Origin of the sequence: Pseudomonas sp. CH235 (assembly GCF_004368175.1) — a bacterium.
Classification (GTDB): domain Bacteria; phylum Pseudomonadota; class Gammaproteobacteria; order Pseudomonadales; family Pseudomonadaceae; genus Aquipseudomonas; species Aquipseudomonas paraglycinae.
Genome location: NZ_RRZJ01000013.1, coordinates 1 through 25,345, shown reverse-complemented (window position 1 = coordinate 25,345; position 25,345 = coordinate 1). Strand labels below are relative to the sequence as shown.

The window sequence follows — 25,345 nt, the reverse complement described above, 5'->3', positions numbered from 1 at the left end:
GTTTACATGCCTTGCACCGCAGGTAGAATGGCGCCCTTCCCACATCAGCCCGAGCGGACTTCATGGCGTTGCCGACCTTACGGATCATTGGTTTCATCATCGGCATCTTCCTGATCACCCTGGCCATCGCCATGGTCGTGCCCATGGCCACCCTGGTGATTTTCGAGCGCACCGGCGATCTGCCGTCGTTCCTCTGGGCGAGCATGATCACCTTCCTCGCCGGCCTGGCGCTGGTGATTCCCGGTCGCCCGGAGCACATTCACCTGCGCCCCCGGGACATGTACCTGCTGACCGTCAGCAGCTGGCTGGTGGTGTGCATCTTTGCTGCACTGCCGTTTCTGCTGACACAGCACATCAGTTACACCGACTCGTTCTTCGAAAGCATGTCCGGCATCACGGCCACCGGCTCGACCGTGCTCAACCATCTGGACGACATGTCCCCCGGCATCCTGATGTGGCGCTCGCTGCTGCACTGGATCGGCGGTATCGGCTTTATCGGCATGGCGGTGGCGATCCTGCCGCTGCTGCGCATCGGTGGCATGCGCCTGTTCCAGACCGAATCCTCGGACCGCTCGGAAAAGGTCATGCCCCGCTCGCACATGGTGGCGCGGCTGATCGTGGCGGCCTACGTCGGCATCACGATTCTCGGCAGCCTGGCGTTCTGGTGGGCCGGGATGAGCCCGTTCGATGCGATCAACCACGCGATGTCGGCGATTTCCACCGGCGGGTTCTCGACCTCCGACCAGTCCCTGGCCAAGTGGACGCAACCGGCGGTGCACTGGGTCGCGGTGGTGGTGATGATTCTCGGCAGCCTGCCGTTCACCCTGTACGTGGCGACGCTGCGCGGCAACCGCCGGGCGTTGATCAAGGATCAACAGGTGCAGGGTTTGCTCGGTATGTTGCTGGCGACCTGGCTGGTGCTCGGCACCTGGTACTGGTGGACCACCAACCTGCATTGGCTGGACGCGCTGCGGCATGTGGCGCTGAACGTGACGTCAGTGGTCACCACCACCGGTTTCGCGCTGGGCGACTACAGCCTGTGGGGCAACTTCTCGCTGATGCTGTTCTTCTATCTGGGCTTCGTCGGCGGCTGCTCCGGCTCGACGGCGGGCGGGATCAAGATCTTCCGTTTCCAGGTCGCCTACATCCTGCTCAAGGCCAACCTTAACCAGCTGATTCACCCTCGCGCGGTGATCAAGCAGAAGTACAACGGTCATCGCCTCGACGAAGAGATCGTCCGGTCGATTCTGACGTTCTCGTTCTTCTTCGCGATCACCATCTGCGTGATCGCCCTGCTGCTGTCGCTGTTGGGCGTGGACTGGATGACGGCGTTGACCGGTGCCGCCAGCACCGTCTCCGGCGTCGGCCCGGGCCTGGGCGAGACCATCGGCCCGGCCGGCAACTTCGCCAGCCTGCCGGATGCGGCCAAGTGGATTCTGTCGTTCGGCATGCTGCTCGGCCGACTGGAGATCATTACGGTGTTTGTACTGTGTATTCCGGCGTTCTGGCGTCACTGATCGCCTTCGGCGCCTCGAGCAACCGCGCCCGGTAATCGCCGGGCGTGGTGTCGAACCAGCGGCGGAAGGCGCGGAAGAAATTGCTCGGGTCGGCAAAGCCCAGCAGATAGGCAATCTCCAGCAAGGTCATGCTCGGCTGCGCCAGATATTGCTCGGCGAGTTCGCGGCGGGTGTCGTCGAGCAACTGCTGAAAACTGGTGCCCTCCTCCTGCAAGCGTCGTTGCAAGGTGCGCTGGGACAGGTGCAGGGTCTGCGCCACCGTATCGCGTTTGGGTTCGCCCTGCGGCAGCAGGCGGCACAACACCTGACGCGCCTTGTGGGTCACGCGGCTTTCGGAAAACCGCGCCAGATATTCCCCGGCAAACCGGTCATGCAGCAGCGCCATCGCCTCGTTGGCGGTGGGCAGTGGCGCTTCCATGTCGGCCCGCTCGAAGATCAGCGCGTCATACGGCGCGTTGAACACCAGCGGTGCATGAAAGGCTCGTTTATAGGGTTCAAGATCATCCGGCTGGTCGCCCTGCACCAGCACTTTGCGCGGGTGCAGCGTGCGTCCGGTCAGCCAGCCGCACAACGCGAGCGCGCAGGCCAGCGAGGCTTCGGCACTTTGCCGGGTCGGCGGCAGATGATCGCCGTGTACCGTCAGAATCAGCGCATAACCTTCGTCGAGCAGGCGAAAACTCAGGTCGGCACTTTCGGCGATGATCCGCTGATAACGCACCAGTCGCTGAAAACCTTCCGCCAGCGTATTGCTGGACATCAGCGCATAGCCCGCTACATGAAACGAAGCCGGCCGCACCACCTTGCCCATATTCAGGCCGATCGCCGGATTGCCGGACAGCTCGACCGCCCGTTGCCAGAGTCGGGTCATGGAATCCTGCGGGAAGCGTGCGTCCGGGTCCTCCAGCGCCGCGTAGTCGAGCCCCAGCTGTCTGAACAAAACCCGGCAATCCAGGCCGTCCATTTCCAGTGCTTTGACAATCCCCATCGCCCAGCTTGCAGAAGTCGTTCGTTCGCTCATGGCGTTTTTTCTTGGATGACATGGTGAGCCGCATACTACGGCCGATTTCCCAAGGATAGTAAAGTGGCGCCGATTGTCACTGGCCGACGCCATTGATCACTCTAGACTCAAATAAGCTACCCGCCGAACAACTTGCAATCAGAACAATAACCACAGAGATCGCAGTCGTGGAAACCATCAAGCATTTCAACAGCTTCGCCGAGTTCTATCCGTATTACCTCAGCGAGCACGGCAACAGCACCTGCCGTCGCCTGCATTTCATCGGCACGACGCTGGTGATCTTCATTCTCGCCCTGACCATCGCCAAGGGCGCCTGGCTGCTTTTACTTGCGTTGCCGCTGGCGGGCTACAGCTTTGCCTGGGTCGGTCATTTCTTTTTCGAGAAAAACCGCCCGGCCACCTTCCAGCACCCGTTCTACAGCCTGCTCGGCGACTTCGTCATGTACCGCGACATGATCCTGGGCCGCGTGCCGTTCTAGAAATTCCGACAAGAGGACTGCCGATGAATGCCACTGCCCGTTTCACCCACATGAAGGACGGCACACAGGACGACTGGGCGATCATTGCGGCGGATTTCAGTGCCTACGCCCGTCAGTTGCCGGGCCGGATCATGGCCCACCTGAAACTGCTCGAAGGCGATTTCGGCGGTTTCCCGGTGGATCGCCTGACCCACTCGCTGCAAACCGCCACCCGCGCCTTTCGCGACGGCCGCGACGAGGAATACGTGGTCTGCGCCCTGCTCCACGACATCGGCGACACCCTCGGTTCCTACAATCACCCGGACATCGCCGCCGCCATCCTCAAGCCGTTCGTCAGCGCCGAGAACCTGTGGATGGTGGAAAAGCACGGGATCTTCCAGGGCTACTACTTCTTCCATCACCTGGGCATGGATCGGCACCTGCGCGAGCAATTCAGCGACCACCCGCAGTTTCTGGCGACCGCGGAGTTCTGCGCCAAATATGACGCGGCAGCGTTCGACCCCGAGTACGACACCCTGCCGCTGAGCTTCTTCGAGCCGATGATGGAAAGGCTGTTCGCCCAGCCGAAGAACTCGATCTACAAAGCGGCGATGGAAGAGCACAGCCCGGCCTGAGTTGACTTGAAAACTCAGGCCAGCTCGGCCACCTTCGCCGCTTTCAATTCCGCTTCCCGCGCCTGCGCATCGGCCAGGCGATACAGCTCGATCGTGCCGTCCCAGTGCTCGATCAGCGCCGTGCATGACTCCACCCAGTCGCCGCAGTTGAGGTAATCCACCTCGCCGACCTTGCGGATCTCGGCGTGGTGGATGTGCCCGCAGACCACACCGTGCAACTCGCGCTTCACGCATTCATGGGCGATGGCTTCTTCGAAGTCGCTGATGAAGCTGACCGCCGTCTTCACCTTGTGCTTGAGATAGGCCGACAGCGACCAGTAGCCATAACCGTATTTCGCCCGCCAGTGATTGAGCCAGCGGTTGAGGGTCAGGGTGAACTCGTAGGCTGAATCGCCAAGGAACGCGAGCCAGCGGTGATAGCGGGTGATCACGTCGAACTGGTCACCGTGAATCACCAGCAGATGCCGGCCATCGGCGGTGACGTGCACCGCCTCGTCGACCAGCTGGATATTGCCCAGAATCAGTTTTGAATAGCGGCGCAGAAATTCGTCATGGTTACCGGTGACGTAGATCACCTCGGTGCCGCGCTTGCTCATGGTCAGCAAACGGCGGATCACGTTGGTGTGCGCCTGCGGCCAGTACATGCCGCCGCGCAGTTTCCAGCCGTCGATGATGTCGCCGACCAGGTAGATCTTGTCGGCGTGATAGCCCTTGAGAAATTGCGACAGATGCTCGGCCTGGCAATCCCGCGTGCCCAGGTGCACGTCGGAGATCCACAGGGTGCGAACCCGTTGTTTACGGCTGGGTCTGGCGAGCTCGGCGCTGGTCATGGGCAACCCTCTGCGATGTTTTCGCCACTCTGCGCGCGCCCGGTTAATCGACCATGACAGGTATGCGTCAGTCGTGTGACAAACGCGTCGCCCCTGCGCCGGTGTAGACTGGCGGCTCGCCCGGAGACCGCCATGCAACCGATCCTGACCCTGCGCCATTACAGCCACGACCTGATCGCCCACAGCCACGACCACGCGCAACTGGTGTTCGGCCTGTCCGGCGCGCTGGATTTCGAAGTCGAAGGGCGTGGCAGCCAGGTATTGCAGCAGAGCTTCGTGGTGATCCCCGCCGGCGCGCATCACGCGTGCGGCAGTCCCAAGGGCAGCCGCTGTCTGGTGCTGGATGTGCCCGACGAGCAATGGCTGACGCGCTCGTTGGGTAATCACGCCGATGCCAGCCGCCGTCTGCTGGATAACGCCGCGCGGTTGTCGCTGGATGCCGGGCAAGGTCAATTGGTCAGCTGGCTGGCGAACAGTCCGGTTGACGATCCGCTGATTGCGCAACAGGGCGCGGTGTTGCTGCTGGCGAGCCTGATCCACGTGCCACCCGCCGAAATCGTCGCGCGCCGCCTGCCCTACGCGGCACTCGACGCGCACATCGAGCAGTACGCGGCCTATCCGCTGCAAGTCGCGGATCTGGCGCGTGTCGCCGGATTGTCCAGCGCCCGGCTGCATGCGCGGTTCGTCGCCGAATGCGGGCAGACACCGATGGACTACATTCGCAGTCGCCGTCTGCACAAAGCTGTAGCGCTGTTGCGCAACACCACGCTGCCTGTCGGTGAAGTGGCCAGCCGTGTCGGCTACAACTCGCAAAGTGCGTTCTCGGCCGCCGTCCTGCGTGAATTTGGTACCTCTCCTACACAATTGCGACGCGAGGCTGACGACAAAAGTCGATAGCCTGCCGACAGACTTTTCGGCCGTTACACGTTTCAATGTGTGCCTGTAATGGTGTTTGGAAAAAGGACTGCAATGACTCCCCGTACCGCCCTCGGCGCCTTGCATATCGGCGCACTGATGTTCGGCCTGACCGGTGTTTTCGGCAAACTCGCGGCCGCAACGCCCGCCGTCATCGTGTTCGGACGCGCCGCGTTTGCCGTGCTGGCCCTGGCGTTTTTCGCCCGCTTCGCCCAACAGGGCGGCTGGCAGAAATTGCAGGCCGTCGACTGGCGGCGACTGACCCTGAGCGGCGTGCTGCTGGCCGGGCACTGGGTAAGTTTCTTCATTGCGGTCAAGGTCGCGGGCGTCGCCATTGCGACCCTGGGTTTCGCCAGTTTCCCGGCCTTCACGGTGATCCTCGAAGGACTGATCTTCCGCGAACGCATCCGCGCCAACGAAATCGTGCTGGTGGCGCTGGTCAGTGTCGGGCTGGTGCTGGTGACGCCGGCATTCGATCTGGCCAGCGGCGCGACCACCGGCCTGCTCTGGGCGATCCTGTCCGGCCTGCTGTTTTCCCTGTTGTCCCTGACCAACCGCGCCAGCTCCGGGCGCATCCCGGCGGTGCAGGCGGCACTGTGTCAGAACGTGGTGGTGGCACTGTGTCTGCTGCCGGTGGCGGTGCCGCAACTGAGCGAAGTGCGCGCCATCGACTGGTTGTGGATCGGTCTGCTCGGGGTGTTCTGCACCGGCGTCGCCCACAGCCTGTTCGTCGCCAGCCTGGCGGTAATCAAGGCGCGCACCGCCGCGGTGGTGTTCGCCATGGAGCCGGTATACGGGATTACCGTGGCATGGCTGCTGTTCGATGAAGATCCGACCTTGCGCATGCTGATCGGCGGCGCGCTGATCATTGTTGCGATCGTGGTGTCGAGCCGGATGTCAGGCAGCAACGACAAGAAAACCGTCGCGGCCGAGGCAGCCTCTCACTGAGTACGGTCGTTGTGGCCGAGGTCGCGGTCAGGGTCGATCTGGTCGCGCACCCGCTGCTTGAGCACCTTGGCCTCCGGGAAACCGCCGTCGGCCTTGCGTTCCCAGATCTGCACGTCGTTGCAGGTGATGTGGAATATCCCGCCGGTGCCCGGCACCAGTGACACTTTGCCTAAATCGTCGCCGAAGGTGCTGAGCAGCTCTTGCGCCAGCCATGCGGCGCGCAACATCCACTGGCATTGCGTGCAATAGGTAATGACGATTTCCGGTTTTGTGACGGTCATGATCGCTGAAACTCCTGAGCCAGAGGGCGCCGCTATAATAGCTGGCTTTATCGCTCGCCCCGAGACTCACGATGCGTCGTCTTCTGATCTGCCTGTTGCTTGGTTTCCTACCGCTGTTCGTTCATGCCAGTGAGGCAACGCGCCCCAAAGTCGGCCTTGTTTTGTCCGGCGGTGCGGCCCGGGGGCTGGCGCACATCGGTGTGCTCAAGGCCTTGGAAGAACAAGGCATCAAGATCGATGCGATTGCCGGCACCAGCATGGGCGCGGTGGTCGGCGGGCTGTACGCCTCGGGCTACAAGATCGACGAGCTGGAAAAACTCGCCCTGACCATCGACTGGCAGCAGGCGCTGTCCGACGCCCCGCCCCGCGAAGACGTACCGTTCCGGCGCAAACAGGACGACCGCGACTTTCTGGTGAAACAGAAGCTGAGCTTTCGCGATGACGGCAGCCTCGGCCTGCCACTGGGCGTGATTCAGGGCCAGAACCTTGCGCTGCTGCTGGAAAGCCTGCTGGCCCACACCAGCGACACCCGGGATTTCGACAAGCTGCCGATCCCGTTCCGCGCCGTGACCACCGACATCGCCAACGGCGAAAAAGTGGTGTTCCGCAAGGGCCACCTGCCCCAGGTGATCCGCGCCAGCATGTCGATCCCGGCGGTGTTCGCCCCGGTCGAACTCGACGGCCGATTGCTGGTGGATGGCGGCATGACCGACAACATTCCCCTCGATGTAGCCCGTGAAATGGGCGTCGACGTGGCCATCGTGGTCGACATCGGCACCCCGCTGCGCAACCGCAAGCAACTGGTGACCGTTGTCGATGTGCTGAATCAGTCGATCACCCTGATGACCCGGCGCAACTCCGAAGAACAACTGGCGACCCTGCACCCCGACGACGTGCTGGTCCAGCCGCCACTGGCGAGTTTCGGCGCCACCGACTTCGGTCGCGGCCAGGAGATGATCGACGCCGGCTACCGCGCGACCCAGGCCCTGAACGTGCGCCTTGCCCGCCTCAAACCCGTGCAGTCGCAGGACGCTGAACTCAACGCCGCCCGCGCGCCGGGTCAGCGCACGCCGATCATCACCGCGATCAAGGTCGAGAACGACTCGAAAGTCGGCGATGACGTGATCCGCTACTACATCCGCCAGCACATCGGCGAACCGCTGGATCTGGGTCGCCTGCAAACCGACATGGGCACCCTGTACGGTCTCGATTACTTCGAGCAGGTGCAATACCGCGTGGTGCACAAGGGCGCGGATCACACGCTGGTGATCAGCGCGCGCGGCAAACGCACCGGCACCGATTATCTGCGGGTCGGCCTCAGCCTGTCAGACGACATGCGTGGCGACAGCGCCTTCAACCTCGGCGCCAGTTATCGCGTGAACGGCATCAACCGACTGGGTGCGGAATGGTTGACCCGGGCGCAGATCGGCGATAAACAAGAGCTGTACAGCGAGTTCTATCAGCCGCTGGACGTGGGCTCTCGCTACTTCCTGGCGCCTTATGCTTCGTTTGCCGCACAGAACGTCGACTCGGTTCTGGACAACGATCCGATCGCCCAGTATCGCGTCGAGCGCTACGGCTTCGGCCTCAACTTTGGCCGGCAGATCGGCAACAGCGGCGAAGTGCGCTTCGGGGTTGGCGAGGCCTGGGGCAAGGCTGATGTGCGGATCGGCGATCAGGACCTGCCAAGCGAAAACTTCAACGAAGGGTTCTATGCACTGAAGTATTCCTTCGACTCGCTGGACAACGTCTACTACCCCCACGAAGGCGAAGACATCGGCCTGACGCTGGTGCAGTTCGAACCGAGCCTGGGCTCCGACACGCGCTACCGGCAGTGGGAGTTCAAACTGGACAAGGCCATGAGCAGTGGCCCGGATACGCTGATTCTCGGCGGTCGTTATGGTCGCACGCTGGACGATGCCAACGTGGTGACCTCCAGTTTCCTGCTCGGCGGCGCCCGGCAATTGTCCGGTTTCCGCGAAGACGCGATCTCCGGGCAGAACGTCAGTCTGATGCGTGCGGTGTATTACCGCCGCCTCACCCCGCGTTCGTACCTGCCGCTGGACTTCCCGCTGTACGCCGGCGCCTCGCTGGAACGCGGCCGGGCCTGGAACAACGACAATGTATTTGACAGCGGCTATATCAACGCCGCCAGTGTGTTCATCGGCTTCGATACGCCGCTGGGGCCGCTGAACTTCAGCTATGGACTGAACGATGCGGATGAACAGGCGGTGTACCTGAACCTCGGCCAGACCTTCTGACAACGGTCAGCGAATCCCCGCCAACAACGTGCGCGCTGTTTGCCTGAGGGGTTCGTCGGCTTCCTTGAGCAGTTCGTTGAGCAAGGCAATGGCGCTGTCGATATCGCCGTCGTCGATGCAGGTCTGGGCCTGTTCGAGTTTGCCGGCGTTGGCGGTGTCCGAGGGTTCGGGGTCCAGCTCCGGGGCATGCAGCTCCAGTGGCTCCAGTGAGAGCGTCGTGCCGGGATCGCCAAACTCGTTGAGAAAGTCCTCGTCCAGCGGCTGCGTTTCCGGTTCGACGATCCATTCCAGCTCGGCGGTTTCGGCGTCGTCGGGCAGGGTTTCCGGCAACTCGAAATCCTGTGGCAGTACCTGCAGATCGGAACCCAGCGTTGATGGCGCCTGTTCAGGTGCGGCAGCAGTCGGGCGAATTTCCTCAAGATCCCAACTGGAAGCCATCGAGAGCTGATCCAGGTTCAGTTCGAAATTGTCTTCGGCTAACGGCTCCTCAGGCGTGGTGGGTTCGATCGGCAGCGCGGCGATCACCGGGGCCGCCGCAACCAGAGGTGCCGCGCTGACCAGTTTCGGGTAGCGGGCGCGAATCTCCTGCAAGCGCTGATCCTCGACCCCGAGCTGGCGCAGACGGCTTTCCTGCTCGTCATAGGACGGCGTGTCACCCTGCCGCCCCAGCACTTCAAGCAACTGCACGCCAAGGTCGATGCGCTCCGGTTCCCGCTGCAACGCATCACGCAACAAACCGGCAGCCTCGCCCATGCGTCCGTAGGCCAGATAAATGCCGACCGCTTCCAGCACATCGCCATTGGCGTGTTCCTCACGATGTTCGACCGCACTGTGAACGGAACTCGGCTGCATCGGTTCGGCGTCGTCGACCGGGGGGTCGTTTCGTACCGGCAGGAACGGTGTCGGCGCCTCAGCCACTTGCGCTTGCTGGCGGTGCCGACGCACATACAGCCCTGCCACCAGCAATCCCAGTACCAGCAGCAGTCCGCCGAGCAGCGGCCAGTTGAGTGAATCCTCCTGAGACTCGACCGAGGCAATGACCGGCGCAGGCGCAGGTGCCACGGGTGCGACAGGTGCCGGCGGCGCTTGTTGCACTTCAATCAGTCGGGCCTGCAAATCACCGAGCTGTTTCTTGCCGTCAGCGATCAGCACTTCCTGGGCCTGAAGCTTCACGTTCAATTCATCGATGGTTTTTTGCAGTTGCTGATTCTGCACAAGGCTCGCCGCCAGTTGCTCGGCCTGCGCGTCGGCGACCGGTGTCGGTGGCTGAACAGGCGCAGCAGGTTTGGCCGGCGTGGTTGCAGACGGAGTCTCGGGGGTCGGGAATTCCGACGATTGCGCACGCGCAGTTGGCTCATCGGTGGCCGGGACAATTCCCGGTGAGCCCGGCGGGTCGATCAGCACGGTGTATTCGCGCAGCAGGTGGCCATTGGGCTGATCGAGCTGCACCAGGAAATTCAGAAAGGGTTCGTTGACCGGTTTGCTGGACGTCACCCGGATCATGTTGCGATTGCCACGCAGGATCGGGGTGAACTTGAGGTCATTGAGAAAGAACACGCGCTCGATGCCGGCGCGGCCAAACTCGTCCGCCGAGGCCAGACGAACCGTCAGTTCGTTTTCGCTGACGCCCCCGACATCCACCAGGGCGATGTCAGCCTTGAGCGGCTGATTGAGGGCTGAATGCACGGTGATGTCACCGAGCCCCAGCGCCAATGACGCGGTGGACCAGGTGAGAACACCGGCCACCAACAGCGAGTTGGCGCAACGCAGTACCACGTGCCGACTTCCGAGCATGAGCATCCCTTAAATAAGCAAAACCGACTTCTATGCGTTCGCACATCCGGTACGAACACGATATTGCCCAGTAGTTCTTATAGTCCGCCCAGCGCGATCTCTCAAAAAAACGGCACGCGGTTATGCCTCAAGACTTTTCCAGGTTGGCCAGAATGTGCCCGTGAACCCGCATGCAGACCTTCAGATCCGCCTCGTCGACGCCTTCAAACAATTCCTTGCGCAGTTGTGTAGCGATGGTTTCGATCTGTTCGATCAGCGGCAGCGCCGGTGAGCACAGCACGATTTTTTTCGCCCGGCGGTCTTCCATCACGGACTGGCGTTGCACCAGTCCCTGACTTTCAAGGCTGTCGAGCAGACGGGCCAGGGTCGGCCCTTCGACGCCGACGCTTTGCGCCAGCTCCCGCTGGGTCGGCGCCTCTTCGAAACGCGCCAGATGCAGCAGCACCAGCCAGCGTGCCTGGGACAAGCCCAGACCGGCCAGCCGGCGATCCAGTTCGGCACGCCAGCCACGAGACATCTGGGCCAATTGCATGCCAAAACGGTGTTGATCGGTTAACGGCATAAAACACTCATGATTAGACTGAACAAATAGAGAAAAACTAATTATTAGTCAGCTAAGCATGACATTTGCCTATAGGCAAGAGGGGACTTGTACTGAATCGTTACATCTGAAAAGCCCCTCACCCTAACCCTCTCCCGGAGGGAGAGGGAACCGATTGGGGAATATTCAGGAAATACGCCGACCTGAATGCTCTATGTTGAATCCACAATCGACCCGGTATTTCAGGTCGACGTATAGCGCAAGACAACTCGGTCGGCCCCCTCTCCTGGGGGAGAGGGCTGGGGTGAGGGGAAAGGGTCGAGTTACATCTCGAATTCAGATTGCAGCGCAGCCCGCACGCAATAAAGCACGCCTTCCGGTACGCGACCGGCAAACAGCTCGGCCACTTCGGCGACAGACGGCAACTCGCCTTCGCCGTCGAGGAACGCATCCTGGACTTCCCCCATCAGGTCTTCCGGCAAATCCAGCGCCTGTTCCAGCGACAGCTGCTGCTTGCCGATGGCTTCGGCGAGCATGGTGTAGACGTTCTTTTCCGAGCACTGCAATTGGCCGGAGATCTGCAACGGCGTCATACCGGCGCGGGCCAGGGTGATCAGTTCGTGGCGCACGTCGGCCACCACTTTCGGCGCCTCGGCCTCGCCGCCGAGCACTTCGAGGAAGGCCTCGCCGTAACGCTCCAGCTTGCGCGCGCCGACGCCGCTGACCCGGGCCATGTCCGCCAGCGAGGTCGGCTGGCTGCGGAGCATTTCCAGCAGGGTCGAGTCGGGGAAGATGACATACGGCGGCACGCCGTGTTCTTCCGCCAGTTTGCGCCGCAGGGCACGCAATGCTTCCCACTGTTCGCGCTCTTCGCCGCGCACCAGTTGACTGGCCGGGCTCTTGCTGCCGCTCTTGGCGCTGACTTGCGGCTTGAGGTCGCGGCGCAGCTCCAGGCTCACTTCGCCCTTGAGCAGCGGCCGGCAGGTGTCGCTCAGGCGCAGCCCGCCGTAACCTTCGTGATCGACATCGGCCAGACCGCGGGCAACCAACTGGCGGAACAGCGAGCGCCATTCGCTCTCGCTCAGCGCCTTGCCGACGCCGTACACCGACAGGTGCTGATGGCCGAAGCTGCGGACCTTTTCGTTGTCCTTGCCCAGCAGCACGTCCACCAGATGGCCGACGCCATAACGCTGGCCGGTGCGATAGATCGCCGACAGCGCCTGGCGCGCAGGCTCGGTGGCGTCCCAGGTCTGCACGCCGTCAGTGCAGTTGTCGCAGTGCCCGCAAGGCTCGGGCATGTCTTCGTCGAAGTACGCCAGCAGCGCCTGACGGCGGCAGCGGGTTTCTTCGCAGAGCGAGAGCATCGCGTCGAGCTTGTGCTGCTCCAGACGCTTGTGGCGTTCGTCGCCCTCGGAGTTCTGCAGCATCTGCTTGAGCATCACCACGTCTTGCAGACCGTAGGCCATCCACGCGTCCGCCGGCAGACCATCACGGCCGCCCCGTCCGGTTTCCTGGTAATAGGCCTCGAGGGATTTCGGCAGGTCGAGGTGGGCGACGAAACGCACGTTGGGTTTGTCGATGCCCATGCCGAACGCCACGGTGGCGACCATGATCAGGCCTTCCTCGTTGAGGAAGCGCTTCTGGTGATAGGCGCGCAGATCGTTGGGCAGACCGGCGTGATACGGCAGCGCCGGGAAGCCCTGCTCGGTGAGAAACGCGGCCACCTCTTCCACCTTCTTGCGCGACAGGCAGTAAACGATGCCGGCATCGCTGCGCCGCTCGGCGAGGAACGCCAGCAACTGCTTGCGCGGCTGCTCCTTGGGCACGATGCGGTAGAAGATGTTCGGCCGGTCGAAGCTCGACAGGAAACGCTCGGCATTCTGCAAATGCAGGCGAGTGACGATTTCTTCGCGGGTGCGCTTGTCGGCGGTGGCGGTCAGGGCGATGCGCGGCACGTCGGGGAACATTTCCGCCAACTGCCCCAGTTGCAGGTATTCCGGGCGGAAGTCATGGCCCCATTGCGATACGCAGTGCGCTTCGTCGATGGCGAACAGCGCGATGTTCAAGCCTTGCAGGAACGACAGCATGCGCGGCTGCACCAGACGCTCCGGCGCCAGATAGAGCATTTTCACTTCGCCGCGTTTGATCCGGTTGGCGAGGTCGCGCTGTTGTTCAGCGCTTAATGTGGAGTTCAACGCGGCGGCTGCCACGCCCAGCTCTTCGAGGGTGGCGACCTGATCGTCCATCAGCGCGATCAGCGGCGACACCACCACCGCCAGGCCATCGCGCAGCAGCGCCGGCACCTGGAAGCACAGGGACTTGCCGCCGCCGGTCGGCATCAGGACAAGGGCATCACCGCCACTGGCCACGCGCTCAATGATTGCACCCTGACGGCCACGGAAACTGTCGTAGCCGAAGATGTCCTTGAGGACGCGTTGAGCCTGTTCGAGCATAAAAACTCCAAAAATCCACCGAAACATCCCTGCACAGGCTGGTTCAAGACAGCCGAGGCTGCTTTAAACAAAACGTAAGCGCGCATTGCATCGCGCCCTACACAATCAGCCGCGACACCGGCAGGGATCGCAAAGCGCGGCAGTATACCCGAGCCCTCCCCGGCAAAGGGCACCGCCGATAAGAAGCTTGTGCAGGCAAATCTGCCGTGCGGCTGGCTTGAGGGCTCAAGAAGGCCTAGAATTCCCGCATTGTTTATTCCCCCAAGGTAGCCCTTTAATGTCCTTCGCCGAGCAACTAACCCGCCTGCAAGTCTTCCTCGACGCCGACGAGCTGCATGAAGAGGCGCTGGACTACGTGGCCGCTCACGGTTACCTGACGGCGCTGTCGATCTGCGCCGACGTGGTTCCGGATCGTGAATGGATCGACGCCCTGTTCGCCGAAGAGCCGCATTACAGCAGCGAAGCCCAGCGTGAAGAGATCGAAGCCACGCTGATCGGCCTGAAAGCCCACATCGCCCGCCAACTGGCCTCCGATGAAGAATTCGAGCTGCCATGCGAGCTGGACCTGGGCGACGACCCGGACGATTCCGAACTGCGCGGCTGGTGCATCGGCTTCATGGAAGGCGTGTTCCTGCGCGAAGCGGCCTGGTTCGAAACCGCCGAAGAAGAAGTCAGCGAAATGCTCCTGCCGATCATGGTCGGTTCGGGCCTGTTCGACGAACAGCCTGAGTTCGAAGACATCGCCAAGGATGCCAACCTGATGGACGACATGATCGTGCAGATCCCGGAAGCCCTGACCGCGCTGTACCTGCTGTGCCAGGCGCCCGACGAAAAACCGGCGATCCTCAAGCCACGTCACCACTAAGATCCGGCCTATGGACAACCCCATAGGCAACCGTCCCCTGATGTTGCGCTACATCCTGCTGGCCATCGGCTGGCTGAGCGTGGCACTGGGGGTGATCGGGATTTTCCTGCCTGTTCTCCCCACTACCCCCTTCCTGCTGCTGGCAGCCGCCTGCTTCGCCCGCAGCTCTCCGCGTTTCTATCAATGGCTGGTCGAGCATCCCCGGCTCGGGCCATGGATCCGCGACTATCTCGACGGCAACGGCATTCCGCTCAAGGGCAAGGTCTACGCGATCGGGCTGATGTGGGCGAGCATTCTGTTCTCGTGCTACCTGGTGCCTCTGCCATGGGCGCGCGGGTTCATGCTGACCAGTGCGGTGCTGGTGACGGTTTATATCTTGCGGCAGAAGACGTTGCGCAAGTTCTGAGGCGCCATACCCGACAACCGCTCGTCGAAAACCCTCATTCCCCTGTCAGATCTGACAGTAGGCAGTTAAACGTGTCAGCGCTCTAATCCTTCGGCAACGGTGCCGGCATTCAAACATTCGGGCACCCCCTCTTGCGAAGGTGCCCACTCATGAACAGTCCCGTCAATACGCCCGATCCTGATTCCCCCGTGCAGGAGGTTGTATTTCCACCTGATACCGGCGGCATACGTGTTAATGCAATAAATCCCCCCTTGGTCATCGGCCACAAGCTTCAGAATGATGGCGCACAAGGTATCAATATAAGCATGGTGAAAAGTGATTACAGAGGCCTGTTGGCTTACCTGCTGCCCTATCTGAACATGGCCAGTGGCGACAGGGGTAAGTTTCATATTGGGAATGAAATTGTCACAACTATCAATGTCAAAGACGAGCATTTCGATGACAAAGGAAACGCGAAACCCATCGCGTTCTATATCCCGATTGATAATATGTATTCCAACTTCCCCCCTCTCGAACCCAAGAACGAAAAATGCTGGTTTCACATTTTCAGACTGAGTGGCAATGAAGAGGAGTCGCCCAAAGCCGATCTCTGTTTCCTGAACCCCGAACCGGGCGAACAGGACACGGACCACGCCGAACCACACAATCAGGGCCTGGGGCTGGTTGAATGTTCAGAAACAATAATCGACAAGACGGTGGTTGAAGAAGGGCTGACGCTGACCGCGCCCAAGTATTACAACTCAAACAAAGGTGACCTTGTGACCGTCACGCTCGGTCCCTTGCGCTGGGAGATTGTCATCACCACACCCGGTGGCACTACCGACATTGACGTAACCCCTGAAGAACTCGCAACCATCCCTGCGACCGACAAGCTACACGCACGCTGGATGGTGCGCGACCGGGTTCACAACTTCAGCGGGTGGTCGCGTGCGCTCAGCATTATCTTCAAGCCTTTAGAGAAACTGGTGCCGGCTCCAATCATTGAATTGGCCGATGAAAAAGACGTAGTCCATCACGATCAACTGAACGGTAGTTTCCTGACGATTCTTGTCACCGGGATATTTGCAATCGGTAACATCATCAATTTATCAATCAAGGGTTTTACAAAGACAGGCGAAGCCGTCAGCCATACCTATAGTCGGAAAGTCGAACGTGCCAGCAGGACCGAAGTTTTCGAGATGGAAAACTACCGAGTTAAGAACTTGATCGGTGGCAACTTCGAGGCCGGCTACGAATTGATAAAGGGGGGCGTCACCCAACATTCGAAGCCAGCCTTTGCCACTGTTTCTGGCGTCGCCCAGCCTTTGGGTGAACCGACCGCGACACCGCAGAAAGAAGACGTCATTCCCGTGGACGCTGCTTTGGTGAAAGTACGCTGTGCCGATTATTGGCCTCTTGTAGAAGGCGCAAGAGCCGAGCTCAGCTGGCAGACCGAGGATAAGGAAGGTGTCCCGACACTGTTTGTATTCCGGCAAAAGATCAAATATCCGACACGTGAGATCGTCTTTGACGTAGCGCCAAAATACTTTGCCCAGTTCCCCGACTCCAAACTGTTACTGCAATGCTCAATTACCAACCCGGGCAAGCCGACGGTTGTTTCCGATCTGAGTGAATTGAAAATTGGTCTTTACAAAGACGCCGCTCTCACGCCGCCAAAACTGTTGGAATCCCAGCCGCTGAATCCACTCGGGGCCGAGGCTACTGTGGAAGCCGAATTCCCCGGCGCAACGGCAGAACATCGGGCGAGACTGGTACAAACAGATGCACCAGCAAACTCGCCAGATCTCGGAATCAAGCCCTTCGACAAAGACAAACGTGCCACCTGGAAACTGGATCGTAACTTCCTGATCAGAAACCACGGCACGACATTCGAGATGCACTGGAACCTACGGTTCAAAGGGGAACGGGTCGCTTCATCGCAAACCACGGAAATCTCGGTGGCCCCCATCCCGAACTACAGCAAAGACTTTCCCACTCCGACGATCGACGGAGTACAAGGGATTGTAGAGGTGAAGAAACTGACGGCAGCCAACTTGCTGCGAGTGGCACCTTGGCCGGGACAGGCACCGGGACAAGCCAGGTTTCTAAGGTTTGAAGGCACCCATAAAAACGGCACGAAAGTGAGCTATCAAGCGCTCAACGGAGAGGTGACCGGAACCGAACAGGGCTCGATAACGGCATTGATACTCGCCTGGTTTCGTGATCTGAAAGACGAAACCGACCTGGACATTTTTTTCTCGGTCATTCTCGGTCTGGGTCAAAAGCCCCTGCTGTTTCCGATGCAAAGGTACAAGGTCGAATCGCTGGTCGAACTGCAACCGGTCATCACAGCAGTACAAGCCCCTCAAGGGGAAGTTCCTCAGAACACCGAAACGATATCCACGGCCCTGACCATTCACTGTCGTGGTAGCGTCAATGAGCAAATTGAAATCCTGGTCAACGGTTCACCGCAGAAAGTCGTCACTACCGATAGCGCTGGCAACGCTCCCGGTGCTTCAGTGACGGTGAGCAACTATGACGCCTACAACTCGATTGTTGCCCGAGCGAAATATGGCAACAACCTTTCCTCCCCGACACGCAACGTTATCCTTCGCCGACCTCTGCAAATCGATACGACGCGCCGACTTCTAGACGGATATCGGGTCTATACCGGTTGGCCGGAAACTGGTGCCAGATGGCCGCGTAACTGGCTACAACTAATCCCGCAATATGGTGTGGGCCAGCGTACCTTCAGTTCAAGCAATCCCTCTGTTGTTTCCGTTGACGCCAATGGCGTTGTAATCGGCCTTCGCTGCGGGGCTGCCTACCTTTATGTTCAGGACCAATTCACCACTCATGCGATCTATGTGGACTCAATCAATATTTACAGATTGGATATTTATGCTGCACCTATGACGCATTATGAAGCCGTGAACTGGATGAATAGTGTTCCAGGTTCGATTCCCTTGACACTTACCTGGCCCTCCATGTACGTGGTTTATGGGTATAACTGGCCACTGTCAGCAGGATGGGTTACGTGGATGTGCGATACCACGGCGTGCCCCGCAGGCACCGTCGGATATTATGTACATGGAGGTGGCGGACATGTATGTACCACTGACGTGAATGCTCGTTATTGGCCATGGTGTCTGAGACGGTATTGAGCGAGGAAAAGAGAAAAGGGAGTGCATGTTCCCGCCCCTACAAAGCCGTGTTTCCGGTAATCCGGGAGCGCGGGTTTTGTCGTTTCCACGCCTTCGAAAACCGCTGTTGAAGAGTGTTGAAGCTTATGTCCGCAAAGCCACACAACCTTGCGCCTTTGCCTACGCATCCGCCAGAATCCGCCGGCTTGTGCGCCTTGGGGGCGGGTTCTATTGTTTGGCGGTCGCTGAAAAGCAGCGATCGGGTTTAGCAGCCCGGATCTACTCTAGACGCACAATGCCGCTCGTTCGTGATCAGGTTCACGCCTGTCCGTTCACGTTATGGCGGCTTTGCGTGGGGCACTTCGGTGCGCCGGGTTCTAGAGTCCTGGTCTGCTAACCCGCGTACGGCCGCCACCTCCTTCGTTTAGCAGCGAAGCGTGGCGCCTCCACTACTCTAGAGGCTTTATCCATGATCAAACCCACGCCAAACCCGCCGGAAGTCGATTCGACTTCCCCCTACGAAACCCTCGATTCCAAGAAATTCCACGAAGCCGCCGAGCGCGCCCTCGATCACTATCTCAATCCCCTCCTCCCCCGAAAGCCGCTGCTCAAACCCAATACCCGCTACCTCATCGCCCCCGGCATCGACAGCGAAGAGCTGCTGGCCGACGCCTGCGAAACCCTGACTTCGGCTAAGGTCATGGCCAATGACTTTGCCGGGTTGGTGGATGGGTCGCATCGGCATGTGTTGTTGGGGATTGCGCAGTTGATCATGCTGGGTGAGCTGGCGGTGAATCGGGTACTGGATAATCTGGAGTTGAAGGCTGAGGCGTCCGCTGTAGCCTGACCGCCGCCTGATCGTTCCCACGCTCTGCGTGGGAATGCAGCCCGGGACGCTCCGCGTCCCAAAGAGCGGACGCAGAGCGTCCATTGAGGCATTCCCACGCGGAGCGTGGGAACGATCAATCCAAGACAAAACCCGCCGTCCCGATTACTCGGGGCGGCGGGTTTTGTCGTTTCAGCTCCGGCTTACACCGTATCCACCTTCAACGAATGATCATTCAACATTCCGTTGATGATCGTCGCCGTGTCATGCCCACTGGCAATCAAACCACCCGCCCCCGGCGTCACACCGTAGTGGCTGGCCAGGTTGACGCCGGCCAGGTCGATGGTCTGGTTCGGCGTGGCGCCGGCCATGGCGCTGACGTCGATGCTGGTCATGACCGAGGCGCCGCTGCCGGTGACGGTGAAGTGCAGGTAGTCATCCAGTGAGGCCGACGTGCCGTTTTCACCTTGCAGCAGTTGCGACAGGTCGAGCTTGTCGGTGCCGGGGGTGAAGTCGGTGACAAGGTCGTGACCGCTGTTGCCCTTGAGCCACTGAAAGGTGTCGGCACCCGGCCCACCGGTCAGGGTGTTGTTGCCCATCCCGCCGATCAGCAGGTCATCACCCCCGCCGCCGTTGAGGATGTCGTTGCCCAGGCCGCCGTTGATCACGTTGTTATTGTTGTCGCCGGTGAGCGTGTCGTTGAAGTTCGAACCGACGAGGTTTTCGATGCCGGTCAGGGTATCGGTGCCCGCGCCGACGGTGTTTTGCGCACCGAGCAGGCCGAGGTTGACCGTCACCCCGGCGGTGGCGTGGGCATAGCTGGCGGTGTCGATGCCGGTTCCGCCGTCGAGCAGGTCGTTGCCCGGGCCGCTGTAGAGCAAGTCGTTGCCGGCACCACCGTGCAGTTCGTTGTTGCCGGAGCCTGCGGTCAACACATCGTTGCCGTCGCCGGCGTTGATAATGTTGTCGCCGGTGCCGGCCACCAGTACGTCATCGCCCGAGGTGCCAGTGAGGGTGTGGCCATCTTGATAGCTGATGGTCACGTTCGCCGTGTCACTGCCGCCGTGGTTGTCGTTGGCGGTGTAGGTGCCGTGGTAATCCGGGGTGATGTCGTGGGCCCCGGCGTAGTTGAGGGTCATGGTCAGCTGGTAGTTTTCCGCCGCGTTGACGTTGTTGCCCGTGGTGTTGCTGATGTTGGTGATGTGAATCTGGTAGACGCCGTCGGACGATGCGGTCAGGGTCTGGCCGTCCGCGAGGGCGATCCAGGCGCCGCCGTTGATCGAGTACTCCATGGTGATGTGACCGGCCGCCAGGTTGTGGTCCAGGTTGAGGGTTTCGCCCTGGCGCAGGTTGACGGTGATGCGGTCTTCATCGTTGGCGTTTGTGTTGGTCACCGCGCCGAGGTAGCCGCTGACCACCAGCACGGCGGTCATGGTCGCAGCGTTGGCGCTGAACGAGTTACGCACGTTGGCCAAGTTCTGGTTGGCGGCGGTGTTGGCGTTGGTGCCGGTGAAGCTGATCGCGCCGGTGCCGGTGAAGTCTGCCGATTTGGAGATCCAGCCGGTGTTGAACGAGATTGGCGTGGCGTTGAGCGTATCGCCATTCGGGTCGGTATCGTTGGCCAGCAGCAGTTCGCCCGGCACCACGATGTTGCCCGACAGCACGTTGGTGATGATGTGGTCGTCCGCCGCCACCGGAGGCGCGTTGGGGATCACTTTCACGGTCAGGGTCGAACTGGCGAGGTCGCCGTCGTTGTCGCTGAGGGTGAAGCCGATGTTCTCGGTGATCACTACGGCGGTGGTTTTCTGCGAGGTGTAGCTGTAGTCGCCGGTGTCGAGGTTGACCACCAGGGTGCCGCTGTTATTGGTGGCGATGCTCAGGGTGTTGTTCACCGTGTTGAACGTGCCGTGGTTGGCGCCGCCGCTGGCGACCAGCGAACCCTGACCGCCGTTGGCTTTCGGGTCATAGGTGTAGGTGGTGCCGTCGACCACGATGGATTTGATGAACCCGCCATCGGCGCCGAACGTGCCGCCCTCGCCGATCAACGAACCGGTGACCGGCGCCCCTTCGACGGTGCCGGACAGCACCGAGTTGAGCTGGTTGAGGTCGGTGACCACCACCGCGTTGGTGTTGGTGTGCGTGATGCCGTCGTACGCCAGCGGATCGAGGTTGGCGTTGCTCACGCCGCTGCCCAGGCCGATCGCGTAGTTCTTGATGTTGTTGGCATCGAGAAACGCCTTGAGCGTCGCTTCGTCGGCGGTGCCGATGTCACCTTCGTTGGGTTTGCCGTCGGAGAAGAAGTAGCCGACGTTCTGCGCCCCGGTGAGTTTGCCCGAGGTGTTGAACGCGTTGTACATGGTCGCCACGGCCGCATCGTAGTTGGTGCCGCCGCCCGCGCTGAGGCCGGCCAGAATCGTCTTGGCCGTCGCGACATCGACCCACACCGAAGTGCGGTCGGTGGCGTTGCTGCTGAAGGTGACGAGCTGCACTTTCACATCGCCCAGATCGTCGTACTTGTCGAGCAAGGCGCTGATCGCCTGCTTCGCCAGTTCCAACCGCGACAGACCCGGTACGCCAGAAGCGTCGGCCATGCTGCCGGAGATATCGAGGACGATGAGGATGTTGGAGTCGATCTCCACCGCCGCCACCGAACGCTCCGACGCTACCGCTTTTGGCACGTCGTCGACGATGTTGACCACGATGGTGCTGGTGGTGCTGTTGCCCAGCGCATCGGTGGCTTTGTAGGTGAAGCTTTCGCTCAGGGTGTTCGGCCCGTCGTTGGCGTTCGGCGTGGTTTTCGGCGCCGAGGTCAGGGTGTAGGTGTAGGTGCCGTCGGCGTTGAGCTGGATCTGCCCGTAAGTCCCGGTGGCGCTGCCGACCAGGGTATAGGTGATCGCCCCGCTGCCGCCGCTGACCGAACCGACCAGCGTGCCGGTCGCGGTTTCGCCGGTGCTGCCCGGGTCGCTGCCGGTGACTGTGCCGGGGGCCAGGTCTTGTCCGTCCTTGGTCAGGTCGAGGGCTTTTTCGTAGACGGTCACGTCCTGATCGGTCGAGGCCACGAGTTTGCTGTCAGCGACGTTGACGGTGATGGTGGTGGTGCTTTCGTCGCCGTCACTGTCGCGGATGGTGTAAGTGAAGGTGTCGGTAGCGCCCGGCGGGCTCACCGAGTTCGGGTTGCTGTGATAGACCGCGTTGCCGGCCGCATCGAGAGTCAGGTAACCGTAGTTACCGTTGATGTTGCTGTTGAGGCCGCCGATGGCCGAGGTCGCGGTATTGCCGCCGGCGCGCACGCCGACCACGATCGCCGCGCCATCCGCGCCACTGACGTCATTGCCCAGCACGCTGATGTTGACCGTGCCGCCCTCCGCCACCGAGCCGGTGTCGGCCTTGGCGGTCGGCAGGTCATCGATGATGTTGACGTTGATCTGCCCGGTCGCAGTGCTGCCATCGGTGTCCGTCGCCACCACGTTGAAGTTCTCGGTGATGCTGTTGGCGCCGTTGGCATTCGGGTGGGTTTCGTTATCCACCAGGGTGTAGCTGTAACTGACCACGCCGGTTGCCGGGTTGTAACCGGTGATGGTCAGCGTGCTGCCCAGCGGGGTGACGGTCGACTGCGGGAAGCCGGCCGCGACGCCGTTGGTCATCACGGCGATGCCGCCCACGGTCAGGGTTTGCAGACCGTCGAGCGCGGTGACGGTGAAGGTGCCGCTCTGGGTCAGTGCCGGGGTATCGGGGCTGGTGCCGTCGCTGAGGTTTTTCTCATAGACAGTCAGCTCGCCGCCATACACGTCGAGGCCGTTGAGGACCACCGGATCGTCGTTGTTGTGGATGTTCAGCACCAGGTTGGCGGTGCTGGTATCGCCGTCGGCATCGGTCAGGGTGTAGGTGAAGGTCTCGGTGCCGTTGCCACCGCCGTGCAGGTTTTTGAAGTCTGCATCGTTGGTGTTCAGCGTGTAGGTGTACGTGCCGTTGGCGTTCAGCACCAGGGTGCCGTAAGTGCCGGTGAAGGTGCCGGGAGTGATCGGGCCGGCATTCGGCCCGGTCGCCACCACGTCGGCGCCTTGCACGTCGTTGGTCAGCACGTTGCCGTTGAGGGTCAACTGGGTTTCCGACGCGGTGCCGGCGTTGCTGTCGTTGATCGCCTTCGGCACGTCATCGACGATGCTGACCACGAGGGTGCTGGTGACGACGTTGCCCAGCGAATCGGTGGCCTGGTAGGTGAAGGTTTCGGTCAGGGTGTTGGCGCCGTCGTCGGCGTGCGGGGTGGTACTGGCCGGTGAGGTCAGGGTGTAGGTGTACGTGCCGTTGGGGTTGAGCACGATCTGCCCGTAGTTGCCGGTGGCACTGCCGACCAGCGCGTAGCTGATCGCACCGACCGCGCCGGTGACCGAGCCGACCAGCGTGCCGGACGCGGTTTCCCCGGTGCTGGTCGGATCGCTGCCGGTGACCGTGCCAGGAGCCAGATCCTGGCCGTCCTTGGTCAGATCGAGGGCTTTTTCGTAGACGGTGACATCGGTGTCGCTGACCGCGCACAGTTTGCTGTTGTAGACGTCGATGGTGATGGTGGTGGTGCTTTCATCGCCGTCGGAATCGCGCACGGTGTACACGAACACATCCACCGCACCCGGGCCACTCACGGCATTCGGGTTGCTGTGATAGACCGCGTTGCCGTTGGCGTCGAGGGTCAGGTAGCCGTAGGTGCCGTTGATGTTGCTGTTGAGGCCGCCGATGGCCGAGGTCGAGGTGTCGGAACCGGCGCGCACGCCCACTACCGCGCCACTGGCAGCCGGGCCGTCGGCGCCGCCGATATCGTTGTCCAGCACGTTGCCGCTGACGGTGCCGCCCTCCTGCACCGACGTCGCGTCGGGTTTGGCGGTCGGCAGGTCGTCGATGATGTTGACGTTGATCTGCCCGGTGGCGGAGCTGCCATCGGTGTCGGTCGCCACCACGTTGAAGTTCTCGGTGATGCTGTTGGCGCCGTTGGCGGTCGGATGGGTTTCGTTATCCACCAGGGTGTAGCTGTAGCTGACCACGCCCGTGGCCGGGTCGTAACCGGTGATGGTCAGCGTGCTGCCCAGCGGGGTGACGGTCGATTGCGGGAAGCCTGCTGCCACACCATTGGTGATCACGGCAATGCCGCCCACGGTCAGGGTTTGCAGACCGTCGAGGGCGGTGACGGTGAAGGTGCCGCTCTGGCTCAGTGCCGGGGTGTTGGGGCTGGTGCCGTCGCTGAGGTTTTTCTCGTAGACGGTGAGTTCGCCACCGTTGACGTCGAGGCCGTTGAGGTACACCTGATCGTCGTTGTTGTGGATGTTCAACACGAGGTTGGCGGTGCTGGTATCGCCGTCGGCATCGGTGATGGTGTAGGTGAAGGTTTCAGTGCCGTTGCCGCCGCCGTGCAGGTTTTTGAAGTCTGCATCGTTGGTGTTGAGGGTGTAGGTGTACGTGCCGTTGGCGTTCAATGCCAGGGTGCCGTAAGTCCCGGTGAAGGTGCCTGCGGTGATCGGGCCGGCGTTGGGGCCGGTCGGTACGCGGTCGGCGCCTTGCACGTCGTTGGTCAGGACGTTGCCACTCAAGGTGAGGTTGGATTCCGAGGCGGTGCCGGCGTTGCTGTCGTCCACGCCTTTTGGCAGGTCGTCGACGATGTTTACGTCCAGCGTCGCGTTGGCGGTGGTGCCGTTGTCGTCGACTACGGTCACGGCGAATTGCTCGTTGAGCACGTTGGCACCATTGGCAGTCGGGTGCGCTTCGTTGTCGACCAGGGTGTAGCTGTAGCTGACGACGCCGGTTGCAGCGTTGAAGCCGGTGATAGTCAGTGTGCTGCCCAAGGGAGTGACGGTAGATTGCGGGAAACCTGCTGCCACGCCATTGGTGACTACAGCGATGCCGCCGATGGTCAGTGTGGTGACGCCGTCCAGCGCGGTGATGGTGAAGGTGCCGCTTTGGGTCAGGGCTGGCGCATCGGGGCTGCTGCCGTCGCCGAGGTTTTTCTCGTAGACGGTGAGTTCTCCGCCATTCACGTCGAGGCCGTTGATGATCACAGGGTCGTCGTTGTTATGAATCTGCAGCACGAGGTTCGCGGTGCTGGTATCGCCGTCGGCATCGGTGATGGTGTAGGTGAAGGTTTCAGTGCCGTTGCCGCCGCCGTGCAGCGCTTTGAAATCGGCGTCGCTGGTATTGAGCGTGTAGGTGTAAGTGCCGTTGGCGTTCAGCACCAGGGTGCCGTAAGTCCCGGTGAAAGTGCCCGCCGTGATCGGGCCGGCATTCGGGCCGGTTGGTACGCGGTCGGCGCCTTGCACGTCGTTGGTCAGGACGTTGCCGCTCAATGTGAGGTTGGTTTCCGAAGCAGTGCCGGCGTTGCTGTCGTCCACGCCTTTTGGCAGGTCGTCGACGATGTTCACGTCCAGCGTCGCATTGGCGGTGGTGCCGTTGTCATCGACCACGGTCACGGCGAACTGCTCGTTGAGCACGTTGG

Annotated in this window: 17 protein-coding genes; 10 read left to right on the top strand and 7 right to left on the bottom strand. The window is 61.2% G+C overall.

What is annotated here, in order from left to right; genetic code table 11:
• The first annotated feature begins 62 nt into the window (after positions 1-62).
• Positions 63-1,517 (top strand): TrkH family potassium uptake protein, encoded by a 1,455-nt coding sequence (locus EIY71_RS15520; protein WP_064378585.1) that lies wholly within the window; start codon positions 63-65, stop codon positions 1,515-1,517.
• Here the strand turns inward: EIY71_RS15520 and EIY71_RS15515 are convergent.
• Positions 1,474-2,535: an AraC family transcriptional regulator gene (locus EIY71_RS15515; RefSeq protein ID WP_207252641.1), complete on the bottom strand. Its 1,062-nt coding sequence runs from the start codon at positions 2,533-2,535 to the stop codon at positions 1,474-1,476. The genes EIY71_RS15520 and EIY71_RS15515 overlap by 44 nt on opposite strands.
• 167 nt (positions 2,536-2,702) lie before the next feature.
• Between EIY71_RS15515 and EIY71_RS15510 the strand changes: the two genes are divergently transcribed.
• Together EIY71_RS15510 and EIY71_RS15505 are read left to right on the top strand one after the other, a co-directional pair.
• Positions 2,703-3,014: a DUF962 domain-containing protein gene (locus EIY71_RS15510; RefSeq protein WP_085747153.1), complete on the top strand. Its 312-nt coding sequence runs from the start codon at positions 2,703-2,705 to the stop codon at positions 3,012-3,014.
• A gap of 23 nt (positions 3,015-3,037) precedes the next feature.
• Complete coding sequence (locus EIY71_RS15505) at positions 3,038-3,628, top strand: HD domain-containing protein (RefSeq protein WP_085605701.1); 591 nt, start codon at positions 3,038-3,040, stop codon at positions 3,626-3,628.
• Positions 3,629-3,642: 14 nt separating this feature from the next.
• Here the strand turns inward: EIY71_RS15505 and EIY71_RS15500 are convergent, their stop codons facing one another.
• Positions 3,643-4,458, bottom strand: coding sequence for a UDP-2,3-diacylglucosamine diphosphatase (locus tag EIY71_RS15500; protein WP_007958385.1), 816 nt, complete (start codon positions 4,456-4,458; stop codon positions 3,643-3,645).
• A gap of 132 nt (positions 4,459-4,590) precedes the next feature.
• On the opposite strand from EIY71_RS15500, the gene EIY71_RS15495 reads away from it, so the two are divergent.
• Together EIY71_RS15495 and EIY71_RS15490 are read left to right on the top strand one after the other, a co-directional pair.
• Positions 4,591-5,355: an AraC family transcriptional regulator gene (locus tag EIY71_RS15495; protein ID WP_134022226.1), complete on the top strand. Its 765-nt coding sequence runs from the start codon at positions 4,591-4,593 to the stop codon at positions 5,353-5,355.
• A 72-nt stretch (positions 5,356-5,427) separates the two neighbouring features.
• A complete protein-coding gene (locus tag EIY71_RS15490) occupies positions 5,428-6,321 on the top strand; it encodes a DMT family transporter (RefSeq protein ID WP_134022224.1) in 894 nt (297 codons plus the stop codon).
• On the opposite strand, the gene EIY71_RS15485 is transcribed toward EIY71_RS15490, so the two are convergent.
• Positions 6,315-6,602: a SelT/SelW/SelH family protein gene (locus EIY71_RS15485; protein ID WP_085747156.1), complete on the bottom strand. Its 288-nt coding sequence runs from the start codon at positions 6,600-6,602 to the stop codon at positions 6,315-6,317. The genes EIY71_RS15490 and EIY71_RS15485 overlap by 7 nt on opposite strands.
• 71 nt (positions 6,603-6,673) lie before the next feature.
• Between EIY71_RS15485 and EIY71_RS15480 the strand changes: the two genes are divergently transcribed.
• Positions 6,674-8,863: a patatin-like phospholipase family protein gene (locus EIY71_RS15480; RefSeq protein ID WP_134022222.1), complete on the top strand. Its 2,190-nt coding sequence runs from the start codon at positions 6,674-6,676 to the stop codon at positions 8,861-8,863.
• Positions 8,864-8,869: 6 nt separating this feature from the next.
• On the opposite strand, the gene EIY71_RS15475 is transcribed toward EIY71_RS15480, so the two are convergent.
• From EIY71_RS15475 to recQ, 3 genes are all read right to left on the bottom strand, one after another.
• Complete coding sequence (locus tag EIY71_RS15475; protein ID WP_134022220.1) at positions 8,870-10,657, bottom strand: FimV/HubP family polar landmark protein; 1,788 nt, start codon at positions 10,655-10,657, stop codon at positions 8,870-8,872.
• 127 nt (positions 10,658-10,784) lie between these two features.
• Positions 10,785-11,219, bottom strand: a complete 435-nt coding sequence (locus tag EIY71_RS15470; protein WP_007958397.1) for a MarR family transcriptional regulator — start codon at positions 11,217-11,219, stop codon at positions 10,785-10,787.
• A gap of 302 nt (positions 11,220-11,521) precedes the next feature.
• The gene (recQ, locus tag EIY71_RS15465; RefSeq protein WP_007958398.1) at positions 11,522-13,651 is read right to left on the bottom strand and encodes a DNA helicase RecQ; all 2,130 of its coding nucleotides are present in this window, start codon (positions 13,649-13,651) and stop codon (positions 11,522-11,524) included.
• A 277-nt stretch (positions 13,652-13,928) separates the two neighbouring features.
• Between recQ and EIY71_RS15460 the strand changes: the two genes are divergently transcribed.
• The 4 genes from EIY71_RS15460 to EIY71_RS15445 all read left to right on the top strand — a co-directional run bounded on the left by EIY71_RS15460 (position 13,929) and on the right by EIY71_RS15445 (position 18,891).
• On the top strand, positions 13,929-14,516 hold the full coding sequence (locus EIY71_RS15460) for a YecA family protein (RefSeq protein ID WP_007958400.1): 588 nt from the start codon (positions 13,929-13,931) through the stop codon (positions 14,514-14,516).
• 10 nt (positions 14,517-14,526) lie between these two features.
• A complete protein-coding gene (locus EIY71_RS15455; protein WP_085747160.1) occupies positions 14,527-14,922 on the top strand; it encodes a YbaN family protein in 396 nt (131 codons plus the stop codon).
• A 149-nt stretch (positions 14,923-15,071) separates the two neighbouring features.
• Complete coding sequence (locus EIY71_RS15450) at positions 15,072-18,065, top strand: hypothetical protein (RefSeq protein ID WP_134022218.1); 2,994 nt, start codon at positions 15,072-15,074, stop codon at positions 18,063-18,065.
• Positions 18,066-18,513: 448 nt separating this feature from the next.
• A complete protein-coding gene (locus EIY71_RS15445; RefSeq protein ID WP_134022216.1) occupies positions 18,514-18,891 on the top strand; it encodes a DUF6124 family protein in 378 nt (125 codons plus the stop codon).
• A 182-nt stretch (positions 18,892-19,073) separates the two neighbouring features.
• Here EIY71_RS15445 and EIY71_RS15440 read toward each other — a convergent pair.
• Positions 19,074-25,345 (bottom strand): Ig-like domain-containing protein (locus EIY71_RS15440; protein ID WP_256661093.1); only part of this gene is annotated, 6,272 nt, incomplete at its 5' end.

Excerpts from the sequence above, each read along its gene's own strand:
- EIY71_RS15520 (WP_064378585.1), top strand. The coding sequence starts at position 63 with ATGGCGTTGCCGACCTTACGGATCATTGGTTTCATCATCGGCATCTTC.
- EIY71_RS15515 (WP_207252641.1), bottom strand. The coding sequence starts at position 2,535 with ATGAGCGAACGAACGACTTCTGCAAGCTGGGCGATGGGGATTGTCAAA.
- EIY71_RS15505 (WP_085605701.1), top strand. The coding sequence starts at position 3,038 with ATGAATGCCACTGCCCGTTTCACCCACATGAAGGACGGCACACAGGAC.
- EIY71_RS15500 (WP_007958385.1), bottom strand. The coding sequence starts at position 4,458 with ATGACCAGCGCCGAGCTCGCCAGACCCAGCCGTAAACAACGGGTTCGC.
- EIY71_RS15495 (WP_134022226.1), top strand. The coding sequence starts at position 4,591 with ATGCAACCGATCCTGACCCTGCGCCATTACAGCCACGACCTGATCGCC.
- EIY71_RS15490 (WP_134022224.1), top strand. The coding sequence starts at position 5,428 with ATGACTCCCCGTACCGCCCTCGGCGCCTTGCATATCGGCGCACTGATG.
- EIY71_RS15485 (WP_085747156.1), bottom strand. The coding sequence starts at position 6,602 with ATGACCGTCACAAAACCGGAAATCGTCATTACCTATTGCACGCAATGC.
- EIY71_RS15480 (WP_134022222.1), top strand. The coding sequence starts at position 6,674 with ATGCGTCGTCTTCTGATCTGCCTGTTGCTTGGTTTCCTACCGCTGTTC.
- EIY71_RS15475 (WP_134022220.1), bottom strand. The coding sequence starts at position 10,657 with ATGCTCGGAAGTCGGCACGTGGTACTGCGTTGCGCCAACTCGCTGTTG.
- EIY71_RS15470 (WP_007958397.1), bottom strand. The coding sequence starts at position 11,219 with ATGCCGTTAACCGATCAACACCGTTTTGGCATGCAATTGGCCCAGATG.
- recQ (WP_007958398.1), bottom strand. The coding sequence starts at position 13,651 with ATGCTCGAACAGGCTCAACGCGTCCTCAAGGACATCTTCGGCTACGAC.
- EIY71_RS15460 (WP_007958400.1), top strand. The coding sequence starts at position 13,929 with ATGTCCTTCGCCGAGCAACTAACCCGCCTGCAAGTCTTCCTCGACGCC.
- EIY71_RS15455 (WP_085747160.1), top strand. The coding sequence starts at position 14,527 with ATGGACAACCCCATAGGCAACCGTCCCCTGATGTTGCGCTACATCCTG.
- EIY71_RS15450 (WP_134022218.1), top strand. The coding sequence starts at position 15,072 with ATGAACAGTCCCGTCAATACGCCCGATCCTGATTCCCCCGTGCAGGAG.
- EIY71_RS15445 (WP_134022216.1), top strand. The coding sequence starts at position 18,514 with ATGATCAAACCCACGCCAAACCCGCCGGAAGTCGATTCGACTTCCCCC.